A 15,280-nucleotide genomic window follows, 5' to 3' on the forward strand; every position below is an offset into this window, starting at 1 on the left:
GTTTTCCATTGACCGCGACCGTGCGAGTGGCCACCTTCGCGACACTCGAACCCATGGTCCATGCGTCAGCTGCTCCGTGCCCTCCTCCTGGGGGGGGCGCTCATACCAAAACTGGGCGCCGCCCAGGCCATTCCCACGCCGGCCTCAATTCTCGGCTTTGAACCTGGCGCGGACCGACGCCTCCCGACGTGGAAGCAGGTCACGGACTACTTCACCGCGCTCGACAAGGCGTCACCACGCGTGACCACGCGGGTGCTGGGCAAGACGGTGCAGGGACGACCATTCCTTGCCGCCTTCATCTCGGATCCCGCCAACCTCGCGAACCTCGAGCGGCTGCGGCGGGTCCAGCGCAAGCTGATGGACCCACGACTCCGGACCGAAGCCGAGCTGCCCACCCTGCTCGAGCAGGGGAAGACGATCATCCTCATCACGTCGAGCATTCACTCCACCGAGGTGGGCGGCTTCCTCACCCCGTTGGTCCTTGCCGATCGCCTGGCGCGTGGCTCGAGCGCAGAAGTGATGTCGATCCTCCGAAACACCATCATCATGTTGGTGCCGTCCCAAAACCCCGATGGTGTAGACATCGTCGGCAACTGGTACCGCTCCACCATCGACACCCCGGCCGAGGGGAGTTCCCCGCCAGAGCTGTACCACTACTACACCGGGCACGACAACAATCGAGACTGGTACGCCCTCACCCAGCCCGAAACGCGCTACACCGTGGATTCCCTGTACACGCCGTGGAATCCCCAGATCGTCAATGACATCCACCAGCAGGGCTCCAATACGTCGCGCATCTTCATCCCGCCGTACATGGACCCGGTGGAACCCAACATCGACCCGATCCTGACCGCCGGGACCAACGCGCTCGGCATGGAGATGGCCTGGCGCCTGGTGGCGGAGGGCAAGACGGGGATTGCGACCAACGCGAGCTACGACCAATGGTCGCCGGCGCGTCAGTATTCGCTGAACCATCGCGGCGTGCGCATCCTCACGGAAACCGCGAGCGCGCGCCTCGCGTCCCCGCTGAATATCGCGTTTCAGGCGTTAGGCACCGGACGGGGATACGACGCCAAGGTCACCAGCTGGAACCACCCGGCCGTCTGGAAGGGCGGGACATGGGGGATCGGCAATATCGTGGACTACCAGACCAGCGCGTCCTGGGCGATGCTGGCCGCGGCGGCGCGCGACCGGCGCATGTGGCTGGAGAGTTACGCTCAACTCGGTGTGCGCGCGCTGGCCGACAACAGCCCGTGGACCAGCGAGGCCGCCGTGCCGTCGGCGTTCATCATCCCGAAGGACCAACGCGACCCGCAGGCCCTCGGCCGCCTCGTCTGGACCCTGCAACACGGCCAGGTGGAAGTTCGAACGACCACCGAAGCCGTGACGGTCGACGGGAAGACGCACCCGGCCGGCAGCTACGCGGTGCTCGTCAGGCAGAACTTCGGGAGCTATGCGAAGGCCCTCCTCGAGCGACAGAGGTACCCGGACTTGCGGGAATACCCAGGCGGGCCGCCCAAGCGGCCGTATGACGTGACGGCGCACACCCTGCCATTGCTCTTTGGGGTGGAAGTCGCAACGGTCCTGGGGCCGCCTCCGGCGACGGGCGCCGCCATCGCGATGATCCCCGAGCCGAAGTACTCGGTTGCCGGCCTCAGCGGGGCCAGCGGACGTCGTATCGGCATCTACCGCAGTTACGCTGCGTCCATGGATGAGGGGTGGACGCGATGGATCTTCGACTCACACCAGGTCCCGTTCACCTCGCTCGTTGATCGCGACATCAAGGCCGGGAACCTCAAGAGCCGCTTCGACGCCATTCTCGTGCCGGACAGCCCGTCGCAACAGATCACCCGCGGGCTGCCGAACGCCTACCCGGATACCCTGCGTGGCGGGCTCGGCGAGGTTGGCCAACGCGCCCTGGTCGAGTTCGTTGAGCAGGGCGGGATCCTCCTGGCCTTCAACGATGCGAGCCTCTACGCGGTCGAGGCGTTCAAGCTTCCGGTGAAGAACGCCCTGGAAGGGGTGCGCAACACCGAGTTCTATGCCCCGGGATCGCTCTTCGGCGTCGATGTCGATCGGGCGCACCCGATGACCAAGGGCTACACCGCGCCAGTTCCCGCCGTCTGGTTCGAGGACTCGCCCGCCTTCGAGATCACCGATCCGTCCAAGGCACGCGCCGTCCTGACCTACCAGGCCCAGGGGAATCCGCTGCTCTCCGGCTGGCTGCTCGGCGCCCAGAAGATCAATGGAAAGGCCGCCATGGTCGAAGCGACCATTGGCAAGGGCAAGGTGGTGCTGTACGGCTTCCGCCCGCAGTACCGTGGACAGACCAACGCGACGCTGCCCCTGATTTGGGACGCGATCGGACGCGCGGCCATTCAATAGGAGATGACATGACAGCTCCCGCCCCATCACTCATTCGCGAGGCCCGCGTGACAGCGGCCTCGACCGACACCTTCGGCCGCGTGTTGTGCAGCGCGCGCAATCATCACTTTGTTATCGACGGCCCCGTCCCCAACGGATGTCCCGGCGAAGCCATCACGCCGCCCGAGGCGTTCCTTGCGGCGGTGGCCTCGTGTGGCGTTGAGCTGGCCCAGGTCATCGGGAAGGAAGACCACCTCGCCGTGACCCGCATCCGCGCATCCATCTACGGCAAGGTCGATCGCGGCAACCCGGTGCGGTCGGATGTCACCCTGTTCAACGAGATCCGGATGGCCTTCACGATCGAGGGGCCGTCGCAGCAGGAGGCCGCCTCGATCGTCGAGAAGTTCAAGAAGCGTTGACCACTCTACGGCACGGTCGCGGTCGCGACCCCGGTAGTTGTGGTTACCCTGGAAGGTTGATCCACCGGATTGGTGGGGTGGGGCGGACGCGTTCGGCTTTACAACCGACCCCACCCCGTGGTTCGCCCCTCACTCGCCCACCCACGCGTCGCTGCTCCCTGACCCCGGTCGCGCTGGAAAGCGCGCGCCGATGCACTGCCAGCAGTCTCAGCGTGATGTAAGGGTTTGGACACTGGGGTTACCCCCAGTAGGGAAATCCCTTACAGCTTTGGCGCCCCCGGAGTCGAGTCGGCGGGGGCGCCCGAGCGATCGATATCGAGGCGCGCGGTACCTGCCGCCGCAGCCCTTACCCTGAGGCCGGTGCGAAAGGCGCGAACCGCGGTCGGCTTCGCCGCCGCCAACTGCGCCTGCAGCCTCACCCCGGGCGCCAGATCCCGGTTCATGGCGCGTTCGGCCGAGAGTCGGAGTCGATCCAGCCCCTCCTCGACCGGGAACCGCGCCCGCTGTCGGAGAAACGTCAGGATCTCGTCGTCCTTGAGCCAGGCGACGCTGCGCACCAGGGCGTCAGTGGTCCGCAAGTCGTAATCGAGGTCCGGGACAACGAGCTGGTCGCTGGTGGCATCGTATTGCGGGGTGCCGATCACGTAAAATCGACCTCGCATGCTCCCACCAAACCGCACCTCGAGCGCGACGCGGCCGGCCCCGATCCCTGTCAGCTCAACGTCCTCGATGATGATGTGCCGATCCCCCCGCTCGATGCGCTTCTGTCGCAGGGCCCGGCGCAGCATCGTGCTCGCGACGTCGTAACCCACGACGGCTTCCAGGGAGACCTGCATGCCCTGGCCGATCGAGTCGCCACGTACGAGCTGCGGCAGTGGGGTGAACAGGTCGAAGTCGTTCGGGCGATTGCCGGTGAGGATCCGGGGGCGAGCCATCAAGCGCACCGGGATGACGAGAGCCCCGGAGTCGTTGCGCACAGTGCCGTGGCGGACATCAGCGGGGTTGATCGTGAACCAGACGCTGTCCGAGATGCGAATCGGGCGCGACAGCGTCCGCCACCACGATTCCATTCTGGCTCTCGTATCCAGGCGTGCGATCGACTGGTCGAGCGAGCGGAGCGGCCCGCCGAGGGCGTTCCGTGTGGCGCCGAGGACCTTCTCGGTCACGTCGATCCGGAACACCGTCACCCGGCACCGGTCCCGCGCTTCTTCGCTGAACGCCTTTACGTCGGCGAGGCGGGACTTGGACTTGAGTCCCCACTCAGGGGTCAGCGTGAGGTCGGAAACGAGGGTCAGTCTGGCCCTCGGTCGAGGAACGCCGCTAGTGCCGCAGGCGGCGCTCACCTCTGGACCGACCGGCGGATCGTACCAGCCGCGGCCTTCGTATTCGACGGTGCTCGACACCGTTGCACGACGGCCGTCAAACCGGATTCGGAACGGTGAGCGTGATGCCGCGAAAGCGAAGTGGGCGCGTCGGTTTCCCGGCACCGGTAGTTTCTCGGTGATGTCGCCGAAACGCCGCGGCGCCGCGCGTTCGATCGCCGCGAGGGCAGGGGCCAGATCGTATCGAATGTCCGCCTCGATGATCGATGGCTCCGCCGCAGGGAGCGAGTCGACCAGGTCGTCGACAACCAGCGGAGGTGGGGCCTCGACGTCCGCGCCGCGCGTACACGCGGCGGCGGGGCCAGCGGCGAGCGCGAGGAGACAGTGGGTAAGGCGGCGGCGAGTCACTCCCTGAGATGCGATGGCGCGTCGGCCGTGTCCAGTGGGGGGCGCGGGTGCGGGCGCACAGATTACGGGAATGATTCGACGCGCGTTTCTCCTCGTGGTGGCCAGTGCGGCGCTCCCGCTCGGCGCCCAGTCGGCGCCACCGCCGGGATGGCGCGAACCCCGGTGCCCGTTTGGCACCGCGCCGTTTGCCACGCCCCTCTGTACAGAACTGGTGCCAACACCGGACCTCAACGGCGTTCGGGGCATGTTGGAGTTGCGCTGGATTCCCACACCGTTTGGCGTGGCGGTGCGTGCCGATGGTTCGCTCCGTCATTACCTCGTGGCGCGGTTCGAGGGGTTGCCCGAGCCGTCCCGGTTGGGCGGAGTGGTGCTGGTCGCCTGGGGTTACGACCTCACCCACGCGCGGGAGGTGCGCCTGGGCGAGGTGCGGAATGGGGCCACAGCGCTCGGTGAGTTGCCGTTCGAGTACTTCCGGGTCATTGTGAGCGCCGAACCATCCCGTCGGGGATCGACCCGGCGCGGCCGGCTGGTGGCGCGGGCGACGAGCCCAAACTCCCTGATGTTGGCGCACCGGGACGCGATGGCGCCGATGATGGCGCCGTCGCCAGGGACGCACGCCGGGCATGACATGGGGTGGCCGATGCCTCCCGTGGATCCGCGACTTGCGCCGAGTGCCATGGCGCATGACCCCCCGTCGGTGGCCCCGTGGCAGCCGGATACCGCGGGTCGTCGCGTGATCCCCCGTCGCCCTACCGAGACCATGCAGGTGCGGGACGGCGATACACTGGACCTCACCGCGGGGCTGATCCGGCGCACCGTCGCCGGGCGCAGTTTCGTGCTGTATGGCTACAACGGGCAGTCGCCGGGGCCCCTCATCCGGGCGGAACGCGGTGCGCGTGTCGTCGTCCGCTTTACCAACGAGTTGGACCTGCCGAGCACGATCCACTGGCATGGCCTGCGGCACGACTGGCGCGACGATGGCGTACCGCACGTGTCGCAGGAGCCGGTGGCGCCGGGAGGCACCCATGTGTACCACCTGCATTTTCCCGATGCCGGGATCTACTGGTATCACCCGCACGTCCGCGAGGATATCCAGCAGGAGTTGGGGCTGTACGGCAACATCCTGGTGGGTCGCCGCGCGCGGGCGGGGGTGCGTGTGCATCGCGAGGAGGTCCTGGCCCTCGACGACTTCCTCGTGGCCGATGGCGATCGCGTGATGCCCTTTGGTGCCGACACCGCGTCCCATGCCTTGATGGGGCGTATCGGTAACGTGCTCCTCGTGAACGGGGAGCCACGCTACCACCTGGCCGTGGGTCGTGGGGCCGTCGTGCGCTTCTACCTCACCAACGTCTCGAACGCACGACTCTTCAACCTCCGGATCCCGGGCGCGCGGATGAAACTGGTCGGCTCCGACCTCGGCGACTTCGAGCGCGAGGCGTGGGTGGAATCGGTTGTGATAGCGCCGGCCGAGCGCTACGTGGTCGAGGTGCACTTCCCGCGGGCCGGGCGGTACGCCCTGGTGAACAGCGTGCGGTGGTTGGACCACATGCAGGGCACAAGCGCCCTCGTCGATGACACGTTAGGCACCGTGACGACCGGCCCGCAATCGGCGGGACCGAACTACGCGGCGCCCTTTGCGACCCTGCGCGAACACCGCGACGTCCAGCGCGAGCTAGTCCCCCTCCGCGCCGCCCTGTCGCGTCCCCCCGACCGGACCCTCACGCTCGGGATGCAACTCACCGGCGTGTCCCCGTCCATGGTCGCTATGCTCACGGGGATTGCCATGCCGCTGGACTGGAACGACGCGATGCCCATGATGAACTGGGCCCTGACCGCTCGCGAGGTGACCTGGACCCTCCGCGACGACGCCGGGTCGACCAACATGGGGATCCACTGGCGCTTCCGCGTCGGCGACAAGGTCAAGGTGCGCCTCGTGAACGATCCCACCGTGACCCACGCCATGGCCCACCCGATCCACTTTCATGGCCAGCGCTTCGTGGTGCTCTCGCGCAACGGCGCCCCGAATGCGAACATGGCGTGGAAGGACACGGCCGTGTTGCCGGCCGGTGAAACGATGGACATCCTCCTGGACCTCACCAACCCCGGCACCTGGATGATGCACTGCCACATCGCCGAGCACCTTGGTACGGGGATGATGGGCATGTTCAGCGTGGAACCATAGCCATGCATCCCCCCGACCCGCCTCTCCACATGCGTCGCCTCCTCCTTGGACTCCTGGTCGTACCGGCCCTCGGCGCACAACCGCGCACGATCAGCCCCACGATACGCGCCTACGTCTCGCATGATGCGCCGGTGATCGCCATCCGCGACGTGCGCGTCCTGGATGGCACAACCGCGCCGCCTCGCGAGGGACAGACGGTGCTCATTCGCGGCGATCGCATAGCCGCCGTCGGGGCCAGTGGGTCCGTGGCAGTGCCCCCGGAGGCACAGGTGATCGACGGCCGCGGGCACACCCTGATTCCCGGGCTTGTCGGACTGCACGACCACATGTACTACAGCTCGGCAGCAGGTGGCTCCATGAAGATGATGCTGCAGAGTTACCCGCGGCTCTTCCTCGGCGCTGGCGTCACCACGGTGCGGACGGCCGGCAGCACCGACTCCTACCAGGAGCTCAATACCCGTGCCGCCATCGAGCGTGGGGTGATCCCCGGGCCGACGATGTTTGTCACTGGCCCGTACCTTCAGGGCCCAGGGCCAGGGCCGGGCGCCATGCACCCAGTGGATGGCCCGGAGGACGCCCGCCGCATGGTGCGCTACTGGGCCGAGGAGGGGGTCACCTGGTTCAAGGCGTATACCCAGATCTCACGGGCCGCGTTAGGCGCCGCCATAGACGAGGCCCACGCGCGTGGCGTGCGGGTCACCGCACACCTGTGCAGCGTCGGATACCGCGAGGCCGTCGCCCTTGGCATCGACAATCTCGAACATGGACTCTTCGCCAACACCGAGTTCTTCCGGAACAAGCAGCCCGACGTGTGCCCCACGGCGGGGGACTCGGCGGTCTTCGCCCAGGCCGGCGTCGAGAACCCGGACGTCCAGCGCACGATCCAGGAGATGCTCGCCCGCAAGGTGTCGCTGACCTCGACGCTGGCCGTGTACGAGACCTCCACGCCGTCGCGCGTCCCCCGTGACCAGCGCGTGTTGGACGCTCTCATGCCCGAAGCGGCCCAGGCGGTTGGCCGTTGGTACGACAGCGCGGCCAACGCAAAGGACGCCGTCGCCCGTGACGTGCTGCGAAAGACCATGGCGTTCGAGGTGGCCTACCTGCGGGCCGGCGGCCTGCTCGCGGCCGGTTCGGACCCATGCTGCCTCCATGTCATCGCGGGGTACGGGGACCAGCGCAACTACGAACTGCTGGTCGAGGCGGGGCTGTCACCCGTCGAGGCCGTGGCGGTCATGACCAGAAACGGGGCGCGGGTCCTCGGAATCGATAAGGACGTGGGCACCGTGGAAGCTGGCAAGCAGGCGGATCTCGTGCTCCTCCGCGGGAACCTGACCGAGTCGCCGACGGTCATACGGAACACGGTGACCGTCTTTCGGAGGGGGACCGGTTTCGACTCCCGCCGCCTGATCGAGTCCATCAAGGGACAAGTCGGGATCAAGTAAGTTGGCCGATTGACGCGGTCTGGTCGTGGCTCGTATGGTTCCGTTGGTGCTATTGACGTGACTCCGCTGACTCACCGCTCGCGACTCGCCTGGCTCGGCTTGCTCCTCCTGCAGCTTTTCGCTGTGGGAGTGGTGCCGGCGTTGGATGCACAGGTCGAGGCGTCGGCGTATGGCGCGGTGGCCCACCTTGAGGAGCCGGGCCGCACCGACTGTCCCCTGGCACACCATCCAGAGGCATGTTCCCTCTGTCGGGTGCTGCGCACGACGAGTGCTCCACCGCCGGCGGAGCTTCCGCTGGCGCGGTGTGCCGACGATCGTCTGGTGGCTTGTGGGGATCTCGAAGGATGTTGGACGGCTGCGAAGCTTGTCGCGGCCCGGCCGCGCGCGCCTCCGCGCTGACGCACTGGGCGCCTCGCGCCCTTCCACAACACGCGTCCCTCCTTCGCCCGATACCGGCGGCCAGCCAGGCTGCCGCCTCGTGTCGCCCACACCTGATTGACCCCGGGGGTCACCCATGTACTCCATCGCCATGCCGCGACGGTTTGCCGTCGCCCTGTTGCTCTCCCTCGTTGCCACCGCTTGTAAGGAATCCACCGATCCGGGAGAAGAGGAACCCGAGGTCGCTTCCGTTCGCCTGACCGTGGGCGCGTCCACGGTCACCGTAGCGGAGAACGGAGCCGTCACCGGTGGACCGCTTCGGATCACCACAGCCGACCAGCCGCTGAGCGCCGTGTTTCTCAAGGCGGACGGGTCGGTGGAATCGCTGGTGACGTCAGATGAGTTCCGGCTGGATGTCGCCGGAGGAACCGGTGTCACCTTCACGCGGACCGGGCCGTTCGCCGGCACGATGCGGGGCACGGCGGGCACCACCACGTCTGTGAACGTCTCGCTGTTCCACCTGATCGAGAACCATGCCGATTTCGGGCCCTTTCCGGTCCCGGTGCAGGTGCCGTAGCCTAACGAGTTCGCGCGATGTCCGGTCGGCGATCGTTACAGAGTCCGGCTGGACCCCACGAGGGGCGGAGTACTTTTCCCGCCCCTTTTGCGGAGAGGACAGGGCGCCGATGGCTGATGCCGGACTCGAAGCCTCCGTGTTGCATGCCCCGGGGCAGGTGGGAGTGCGCACCGTGGCTCGCGTGCTCGCCGCGCGGGTGGCGGAAGCCCATGTTGGTCTGCAACAGGGTGCGGATCCGGAGGCGCTCCATGACTTCCGGGTTTCCGTGCGGAGGCTCCGCAGCTGGTTACGCAGCCATCGCGCGGCGCTCGGTCGGCGCGACCTGAAGCGCCCGTTGCGCGCCCTCCGGGCCGTGGCCCACGCGACCAACGCGCCGCGTGATGCCGAGGTGTTCGCCGCGTGGCTGGACGACACCATGGACGGCCTGACCGCGAGGCAAAAGGCCGGCGCTGCCTGGCTGAGGCAGCAGCTCGCCGCACCACCGGAGAAGCGACTGGCCGCCCGCGAAGCGGCCGACGTGGACGAAGCCCTCGCAGAGCTCGAGCGCATGCTGCCTGTGTACCGGGTGACCCTCCACCTCGATGGGGAGGTGCTCGAGCCGACCTTCGCCCGGGCGCTCTCGGTGGCCGTGCGCCGGGCGAGTTCCCGGCTTCAACGTCGACTCCGGGATCTCGCTGATCCCCAGGCGGCGGGGCCGGTCCACCAGGCGCGAATTGCCGGCAAGCGGCTCCGCTACCTGCTCGAACCTCTGGCGCCTCACATCGCCGGGGCGCCCGAGGCTATTGCGGACCTCAAGCAGATGCAGGATGCATTTGGGGACCTGCACGACGCCCATGTCTGGCTGGCGCACGTACGTGAGGCGGCCGAGGCACATCTGGCCGAGGAGGCGCGCCGATTGTGGGAGTCCGGCGACGAGGAGTCGTCGTCGCCGCCCGGTGCCGGACCCGACATTCGTCCCGGTTTGGTTGCCATCACACGCGTCCTGCGCGAACGCTTGCGCGAGGGACACCAGTCGGCGCGCGCGGCGTGGACCGGCGCGGCAGCCGAGCCATTCTTCGAGCGCATCCATGCAGTGGCCGTCGCCTGCGAGTCAGTCCCTCCCGCAGACACTGAAATCGAACGGAAGTACCTCCTGCTCGCGGTGCCGGAACACTGGCCCGAGGGCGATACGATCTTCATCGACCAGGGCTACCTCCCCGGTGAGCGCCTCGTGGAGCGCGTCCGGCGTACCCGGTCGCGAGCGGGTGAGCGTTTTCACCGGACCGTGAAGTCCGGGGTGGGGCTCAGCCGGTTGGAGATCGAGGAAGAGTGTGCACGTGAGCTGTTCGACGCACTCTGGCCACTCACTGCCGGCCGGCGGGTGACGAAGCGCCGACACCGGGTGCTCCACGATGGGCTGACCTGGGAAATCGACGAGTTCACCGACCGGGACCTGGTCCTCGCCGAGGTGGAGCTACCGAGCGCGGATCACCCGGTGACGGTGCCCGACTGGCTGGAGCCGGTGGTGGCACGCGACGTCACGGGCGACCCGGCATTCGCCAACTCGACGCTCGCCCGTTAGGCAGGCGTTGCCCGCCGGGCCATCCCCGGTGAAATTGGCTGGGTGATGTCGTCGCCATCCGTGTGTATCGTCACGAATGACTTCCCACCCCGGATTGGTGGGATCAATGACTACGTCCACCAGTTGGCGCGGCGACTCCCCGAGGGGCGGGTGACGGTCTTTACCTCGTCCTACCGCGGTGCCGCGGAGTTCGACCGCCGCTTCGTGCATGAGGTGGTTCGGCTCAAGACCGAAATGATGCTGCCGACCCCGGGCGTGCGGCGCGAATTGCACGCGGTGCTGCGCGCCCGACGTCCGGACCTCGTCCTGTTTGGCGCCCTCTGGCCGCTGGGGCACATGGGGCCAGCGCTTCACCGCAAGCTGGGCATTCGGTACGGTGGTTTTTCCCATGGCCTCGAGCTGACGGGTGCGTTGATCCCCGGCGTGCTCTCGCACATCGGACGCCCGGCGTCGCTGGTGACCGCCGTCAGCGACTGGGCGCGACGCAAGCTTGAGCCGGCGTTCGGCTGGGACGGTCGCATGCCACTTCTTCCCTCCGGCATCGACACCGGTCACTTCCACCCGGGCGTCTCGGATCACGAAGTGCGGATGCGCCATGGCCTGGGGGACGATCCCGTTGTGTGTTGCGTCTCGCGACTCGTGGCCCGGAAGGGGCAGGACCTGTTGATCCGTGCCTGGCCACAGGTCGTGTCCGCCGTCCCCCGGGCTCGGCTGCTGATCGTTGGGGGCGGCCCGTACGATGCCCGGCTCCGCGCGATGGCGGCGGCGTCACCGGTGGCCGCGCGCATCACCCTCACCGGCGCAGTGTCGTATGCCGAACTCCCCGCCCATTTTCGTGCCGGGGACGTGTTTGCCATGCCGTGTCGCGCCCGGTGGTTCGGGCTCGACATCGAGGCGTTAGGCGCTGTGTTCCTGCAGGGGGCGGCGGTCGGTCGGGCGGTGGTGGCCGGCGACTCCGGAGGGGCGCCCGAAGCCGTGCGCGCTGGGGAGACCGGGCTGGTGGTCGATCCCACGTCGCACACGGCGCTCGCGGCGGCTTTGATCGAACTCTTGACCGATGCACCACGCCGGGCGCGCATGGGGGCGGCGGGTGCCGCGTGGGTCCACAGCGAATGGACGTGGGACGCGATGACCGCGCGGTTGCGCGCCCTGATGGACGCCGCGGTGCGATAGCGGTCCCACAGGACCAGGCGCCGTAGAGAGGCGTGCCTTAGCCATCGGCCTGCGCCACCCACTCGTCGACGGTGGACGACCACCGTGCCGCGGCGACCGGGGCGCCATCGATCGACAGGGGGACCGGGCGCGAACGTTCCGGAGGAGACACCCGGCGCTCCCGCACCATCACACCGTCGTAGATGCGCTCCAGCCGGTCGACGATGCGATCCCACCGGAACGATCGTGCCCTGTGCGCCCCCGCCGCGCCTAACGCTGCTGCCAGGCTTGGGCGCTCCAGCAGGCGCCGCACGCCCTGCGCGAGCGCCGCCGGGTCTGACGGGGTGACGAGCAGCCCCTCACGCTCGTGGCGGGCGACCTCACGGTAGCCGACGATATCGCTGGCAACGAGGGGGAGTCCCGCCGCCATCGCCTCGACGAGTACGATCCCGAAACTCTCGCTCCCGGTCGCTGGACTAATGAACACGTCCGCCGCCTGGTGGAACGTAGGCAGGGCCTCGTAGGAGACCTTGCCCGCCATGTCCACGCGCGCGCGCAGCTCGGGCGTGAGCAGGTCCACCGCCCGCCGATCCTCGCCGTCGCCCACGACGACGAGCCGCAGGTCGGGAAACTCCGGCGCGAGTTGGGCAAAGGCCCGGATCGCCACCGGGAATCCCTTGCGCGGTTCCAGTCGACCGACAAACAGTAGCTTGCGCCCGTCGCCGAGCGCGGCGGGCTGGGCATTTGCAAACACGTCGACGTCTGCCCCGTTGGGGACGATCTCGATCGCTGCAGGCCCCATGCGCGAGCAAACCGAGTCACGCGCGGCGGCACTGACGGCGAGCCGGCGATCCACCCGCCGCCAGACGGGCCGCAACAGGGGCGCAAGCGCCGTGTAGACCCGACCCTCGACGTGATCACGCGCGAAGTAGGAATGGAACGTGGCCACCACCGGCGCGTTCTTGTGCAGGACCCCCAGCATCGACGTGCTCGGCGTCAGGGGGTCGTGCACATGGATCACGTCCGGAACGAAGGTGTCGAGCGCCTTGGCGATCACGCGCGATGATCGTCGGGAAAAACAGAGGCGCGCGACCGATCCGTTCACGCTGACGGCATACGGGCGCCCGACGATTCGGGCATCCTCACGAAAGCCGGGTTGGTCGCCCGGGGCGAGCACCAGGACCTCGTGCCCGCGCTCGCGCAACTGACGCGACAGCTGGCGGATATGTACCTGCACGCCCCCGGGGGCGTCCCAGCTGTACGGGGAAATCTGAACGATGCGCATAAGGGTTGGATGCGGCTCGTCAGCTGTGGGTTTGGTCCGGCCGGATCGTGCGCAGGACGGGTAGTGCCGCGAGCATTACCCCGCCCACGGCACCAAGGCTCCATCGATACGGTTCAGCGACACCGACGCGCCCCAGCAGGTAGACCGCACCGCCCACCAGGAAGGCGGAGACGGCGAACACGCCGGCCAGCAACAGGTCCTTCGTGGAAAACAATACGGCGCGCGCGTCGGCGGGCGCGTGCTCATGTAGCAGCGTGTCCTGCGCGATCATCACAGGTCCGAGCATCGCCCCTCCCAGAAAGGCCACGGGCAGGAGTACCCCGTAGCTGAAGAACGTCCCGCCGACCAGCATCAACAGGCCAATGACGCCGATGCCACTCTCAATCACCGTGGTGCGGGACAGGCTCCGCGCCACCGATCCGACCACGACCGATCCCAGCACCATACCAGCCGCCAGGACTCCACCGAGAATCCCGACCCCTGCCGTGCCGCGGCCCATGACGGTTTGCACGGACACGGTCATGGCTACGTACACCGTGCTGGCGAATCCTCCGAGCAGGATGAGCGATCCAAAGGCGAAACGCAGTCCGGGAGTGTGGTGGATGACCCGGATGGATTCCCTGACATCTGCGGCAAGCGCGCGAATCCCGCGGACGGCGCGGCGTCGACTGGTCGCGGCCGGTGCGGCTGGGGCCGTCAGCAGGATGATGCCGAGCAGGGCGAGCGTGGAGACGAGGAACGACAGGGCGTCCAGGTAGAAGCCGGCGGCATAGTCACTCCACCCCAGGCGGCGCCACACGGGGAGGCCGATCAACATCCCGCCGCCCACGATGCCGACCACGGTGGCCACGCGCCCCACGCTCGTCAGTGCGGCGTTTGCGGCGAGGAGTTGGTGTCGCTCAACGAGGTCGGGGATCAGGGCCATCTTGGCCGAGTTGAAGAAGATCCCGAGCAGGAAGACGAGAAATGCCATCGCGTAGACGGCCCACAAGTGGCCGGTCGTCGCGTACAGCCACGGGATCAGGCACACGACCAGGGTCCGCAGCAGGTCGCACACCAGCATCACGGCGCGCTTGTTCCACCGGTCGACCAGAGCCCCCGCCAGCGGCCCGAACAGGACGACCGGCGCCGTAAAGACCACCGAGAGCTTGGCGAGCTCGATCCCGCCCGTTTCGACCTGGGCGCCAGCCCCGACGAGTGCGATGAGCGCCATGTGGTGCAGCTTGTCGCCCAGCTGGGAGATGGTCTGGCCGAGGACCAACAACAGGAACCCGGGGCGCCGGACCACGGAGCCTAACGAGGCGTCCGCCGCCAGCGGCACGCGGCCGGCGAGTTCAGCCGTCATTGCGCCACGCCGGCTGGAAGACATACCACTCGTCCGCATGCGCGGTGGCCATGGCGGATAGCCGTTCCCCGATGAGGGTGGTCAGCGTGACGACGGTGTGGCCGGCGGGATCCACGGGAGGGTCCAACGACAGTTGGTAGCGCCCGGGTCCCAGAGGATTTCTGACGATCGACCCGGTCACGATACGTGCCCCCGAGGCGAGGGCGAATGAGGCGGGGCCGACCGGGATTTCTCGGAACCCACGGCCAAAGGGCACCACCTGACCGGGCGCGCCAGCGCCGACCATTCGGTCGCAGACAAGCGCTGCCACCTCACCGGCCTTGAGAACCCGCAGCAGACCGCGCGGGCCTGAGGAACGATCGAGTAGTTGCATACCTGTGGAGGAGCGGTACGCGGCGAGCGCCGCGCCGGTTTCCTCCGGCATCCGTTCGACCATGGCATGCACCACATACCCGCGATGTGCCAACCAGGCTCCCGCCAGTTCATACGGGCCCAGATGTGCGGTCGCCAATATCACCCCGTGGCCGGCGGCCACTGCCGCATCCAGATGTTCCAGTCCGCGCACATCCACGAGCCGGTCGAGTGCGTCACGGTCGAGGGTGGGGAGCCGCCAGAGGTCGGTGACCGCCTCGACCATGTTGGGGAGGACGAGCCGGCCAAGCCGCCCGCGCATCGCGCGATCCGCGACGAGGTGATCCATGTTGGTCGCTATCGTGCGGCGCCGACCCCGCGCCACGGTCCCGGCGATCCGTCCCGCGAGGCGCGCACCACCACGCACCACGGCGGCCGGGACACGGCCCGAGAGCCATATTCCCCACCGAATGGCCAACGCCGACGGGATCACG

The 15,280-nt window shown here is 68.0% G+C and carries 11 protein-coding genes; 7 read left to right on the forward strand and 4 right to left on the reverse strand.

Features of this window, described 5'->3' with window-relative positions; all coding sequences use genetic code 11:
* Window positions 1-60: 60 nt before the first annotated feature.
* Together IPK85_10940 and IPK85_10945 are read left to right on the forward strand one after the other, a co-directional pair.
* Entirely contained in the window at window positions 61-2,385 is a 2,325-nt protein-coding gene (locus IPK85_10940; protein ID MBK8247898.1) for a hypothetical protein, read from the forward strand.
* Between the two features lie 8 nt (window positions 2,386-2,393).
* Window positions 2,394-2,783: an OsmC family protein gene (locus tag IPK85_10945; protein MBK8247899.1), complete on the forward strand. Its 390-nt coding sequence runs from the start codon at window positions 2,394-2,396 to the stop codon at window positions 2,781-2,783.
* A gap of 260 nt (window positions 2,784-3,043) precedes the next feature.
* Here the strand turns inward: IPK85_10945 and IPK85_10950 are convergent, their stop codons facing one another.
* The gene (locus IPK85_10950) at window positions 3,044-4,513 is read right to left on the reverse strand and encodes a DUF4403 family protein (protein ID MBK8247900.1); all 1,470 of its coding nucleotides are present in this window, start codon (window positions 4,511-4,513) and stop codon (window positions 3,044-3,046) included.
* A gap of 70 nt (window positions 4,514-4,583) precedes the next feature.
* On the opposite strand from IPK85_10950, the gene IPK85_10955 reads away from it, so the two are divergent.
* The 5 genes from IPK85_10955 to IPK85_10975 all read left to right on the forward strand — a co-directional run bounded on the left by IPK85_10955 (window position 4,584) and on the right by IPK85_10975 (window position 11,826).
* On the forward strand, window positions 4,584-6,695 hold the full coding sequence (locus tag IPK85_10955) for a multicopper oxidase family protein (protein ID MBK8247901.1): 2,112 nt from the start codon (window positions 4,584-4,586) through the stop codon (window positions 6,693-6,695).
* A 2-nt stretch (window positions 6,696-6,697) separates the two neighbouring features.
* Entirely contained in the window at window positions 6,698-8,137 is a 1,440-nt protein-coding gene (locus IPK85_10960) for an amidohydrolase family protein (protein ID MBK8247902.1), read from the forward strand.
* A 514-nt stretch (window positions 8,138-8,651) separates the two neighbouring features.
* Entirely contained in the window at window positions 8,652-9,092 is a 441-nt protein-coding gene (locus IPK85_10965; GenBank protein ID MBK8247903.1) for a hypothetical protein, read from the forward strand.
* A 109-nt stretch (window positions 9,093-9,201) separates the two neighbouring features.
* A complete protein-coding gene (locus IPK85_10970; protein MBK8247904.1) occupies window positions 9,202-10,653 on the forward strand; it encodes a CHAD domain-containing protein in 1,452 nt (483 codons plus the stop codon).
* Window positions 10,654-10,698: 45 nt separating this feature from the next.
* Entirely contained in the window at window positions 10,699-11,826 is a 1,128-nt protein-coding gene (locus IPK85_10975) for a glycosyltransferase family 4 protein (GenBank protein ID MBK8247905.1), read from the forward strand.
* A 37-nt stretch (window positions 11,827-11,863) separates the two neighbouring features.
* Here IPK85_10975 and IPK85_10980 read toward each other — a convergent pair whose 3' ends face one another.
* The 3 genes from IPK85_10980 to IPK85_10990 are packed head-to-tail and all read right to left on the reverse strand — an operon-like array spanning window position 11,864 to window position 15,279.
* On the reverse strand, window positions 11,864-13,090 hold the full coding sequence (locus IPK85_10980; GenBank protein MBK8247906.1) for a glycosyltransferase family 4 protein: 1,227 nt from the start codon (window positions 13,088-13,090) through the stop codon (window positions 11,864-11,866).
* Between the two features lie 19 nt (window positions 13,091-13,109).
* The gene (locus tag IPK85_10985; GenBank protein MBK8247907.1) at window positions 13,110-14,435 is read right to left on the reverse strand and encodes an MFS transporter; all 1,326 of its coding nucleotides are present in this window, start codon (window positions 14,433-14,435) and stop codon (window positions 13,110-13,112) included.
* Window positions 14,425-15,279 (reverse strand): lysophospholipid acyltransferase family protein, encoded by an 855-nt coding sequence (locus tag IPK85_10990; protein ID MBK8247908.1) that lies wholly within the window; start codon window positions 15,277-15,279, stop codon window positions 14,425-14,427. The genes IPK85_10985 and IPK85_10990 overlap by 11 nt, the downstream gene beginning before the upstream one ends.
* Window position 15,280 lies beyond the last annotated feature (1 nt).

This window comes from Gemmatimonadota bacterium (assembly GCA_016712265.1).
GTDB lineage: Bacteria > Gemmatimonadota > Gemmatimonadetes > Gemmatimonadales > Gemmatimonadaceae > RBC101.

Bases quoted from the DNA above. Each gene is read 5' to 3' on its own strand.
- IPK85_10980 (MBK8247906.1), bottom strand. From the start codon at position 13,090: ATGCGCATCGTTCAGATTTCCCCGTACAGCTGGGACGCCCCCGGGGGC.
- IPK85_10940 (MBK8247898.1), top strand. From the start codon at position 61: ATGCGTCAGCTGCTCCGTGCCCTCCTCCTGGGGGGGGCGCTCATACCA.
- IPK85_10970 (MBK8247904.1), top strand. From the start codon at position 9,202: ATGGCTGATGCCGGACTCGAAGCCTCCGTGTTGCATGCCCCGGGGCAG.
- IPK85_10955 (MBK8247901.1), top strand. From the start codon at position 4,584: ATGATTCGACGCGCGTTTCTCCTCGTGGTGGCCAGTGCGGCGCTCCCG.
- IPK85_10985 (MBK8247907.1), bottom strand. From the start codon at position 14,435: ATGACGGCTGAACTCGCCGGCCGCGTGCCGCTGGCGGCGGACGCCTCG.
- IPK85_10965 (MBK8247903.1), top strand. From the start codon at position 8,652: ATGTACTCCATCGCCATGCCGCGACGGTTTGCCGTCGCCCTGTTGCTC.
- IPK85_10945 (MBK8247899.1), top strand. From the start codon at position 2,394: ATGACAGCTCCCGCCCCATCACTCATTCGCGAGGCCCGCGTGACAGCG.
- IPK85_10975 (MBK8247905.1), top strand. From the start codon at position 10,699: ATGTCGTCGCCATCCGTGTGTATCGTCACGAATGACTTCCCACCCCGG.
- IPK85_10960 (MBK8247902.1), top strand. From the start codon at position 6,698: ATGCATCCCCCCGACCCGCCTCTCCACATGCGTCGCCTCCTCCTTGGA.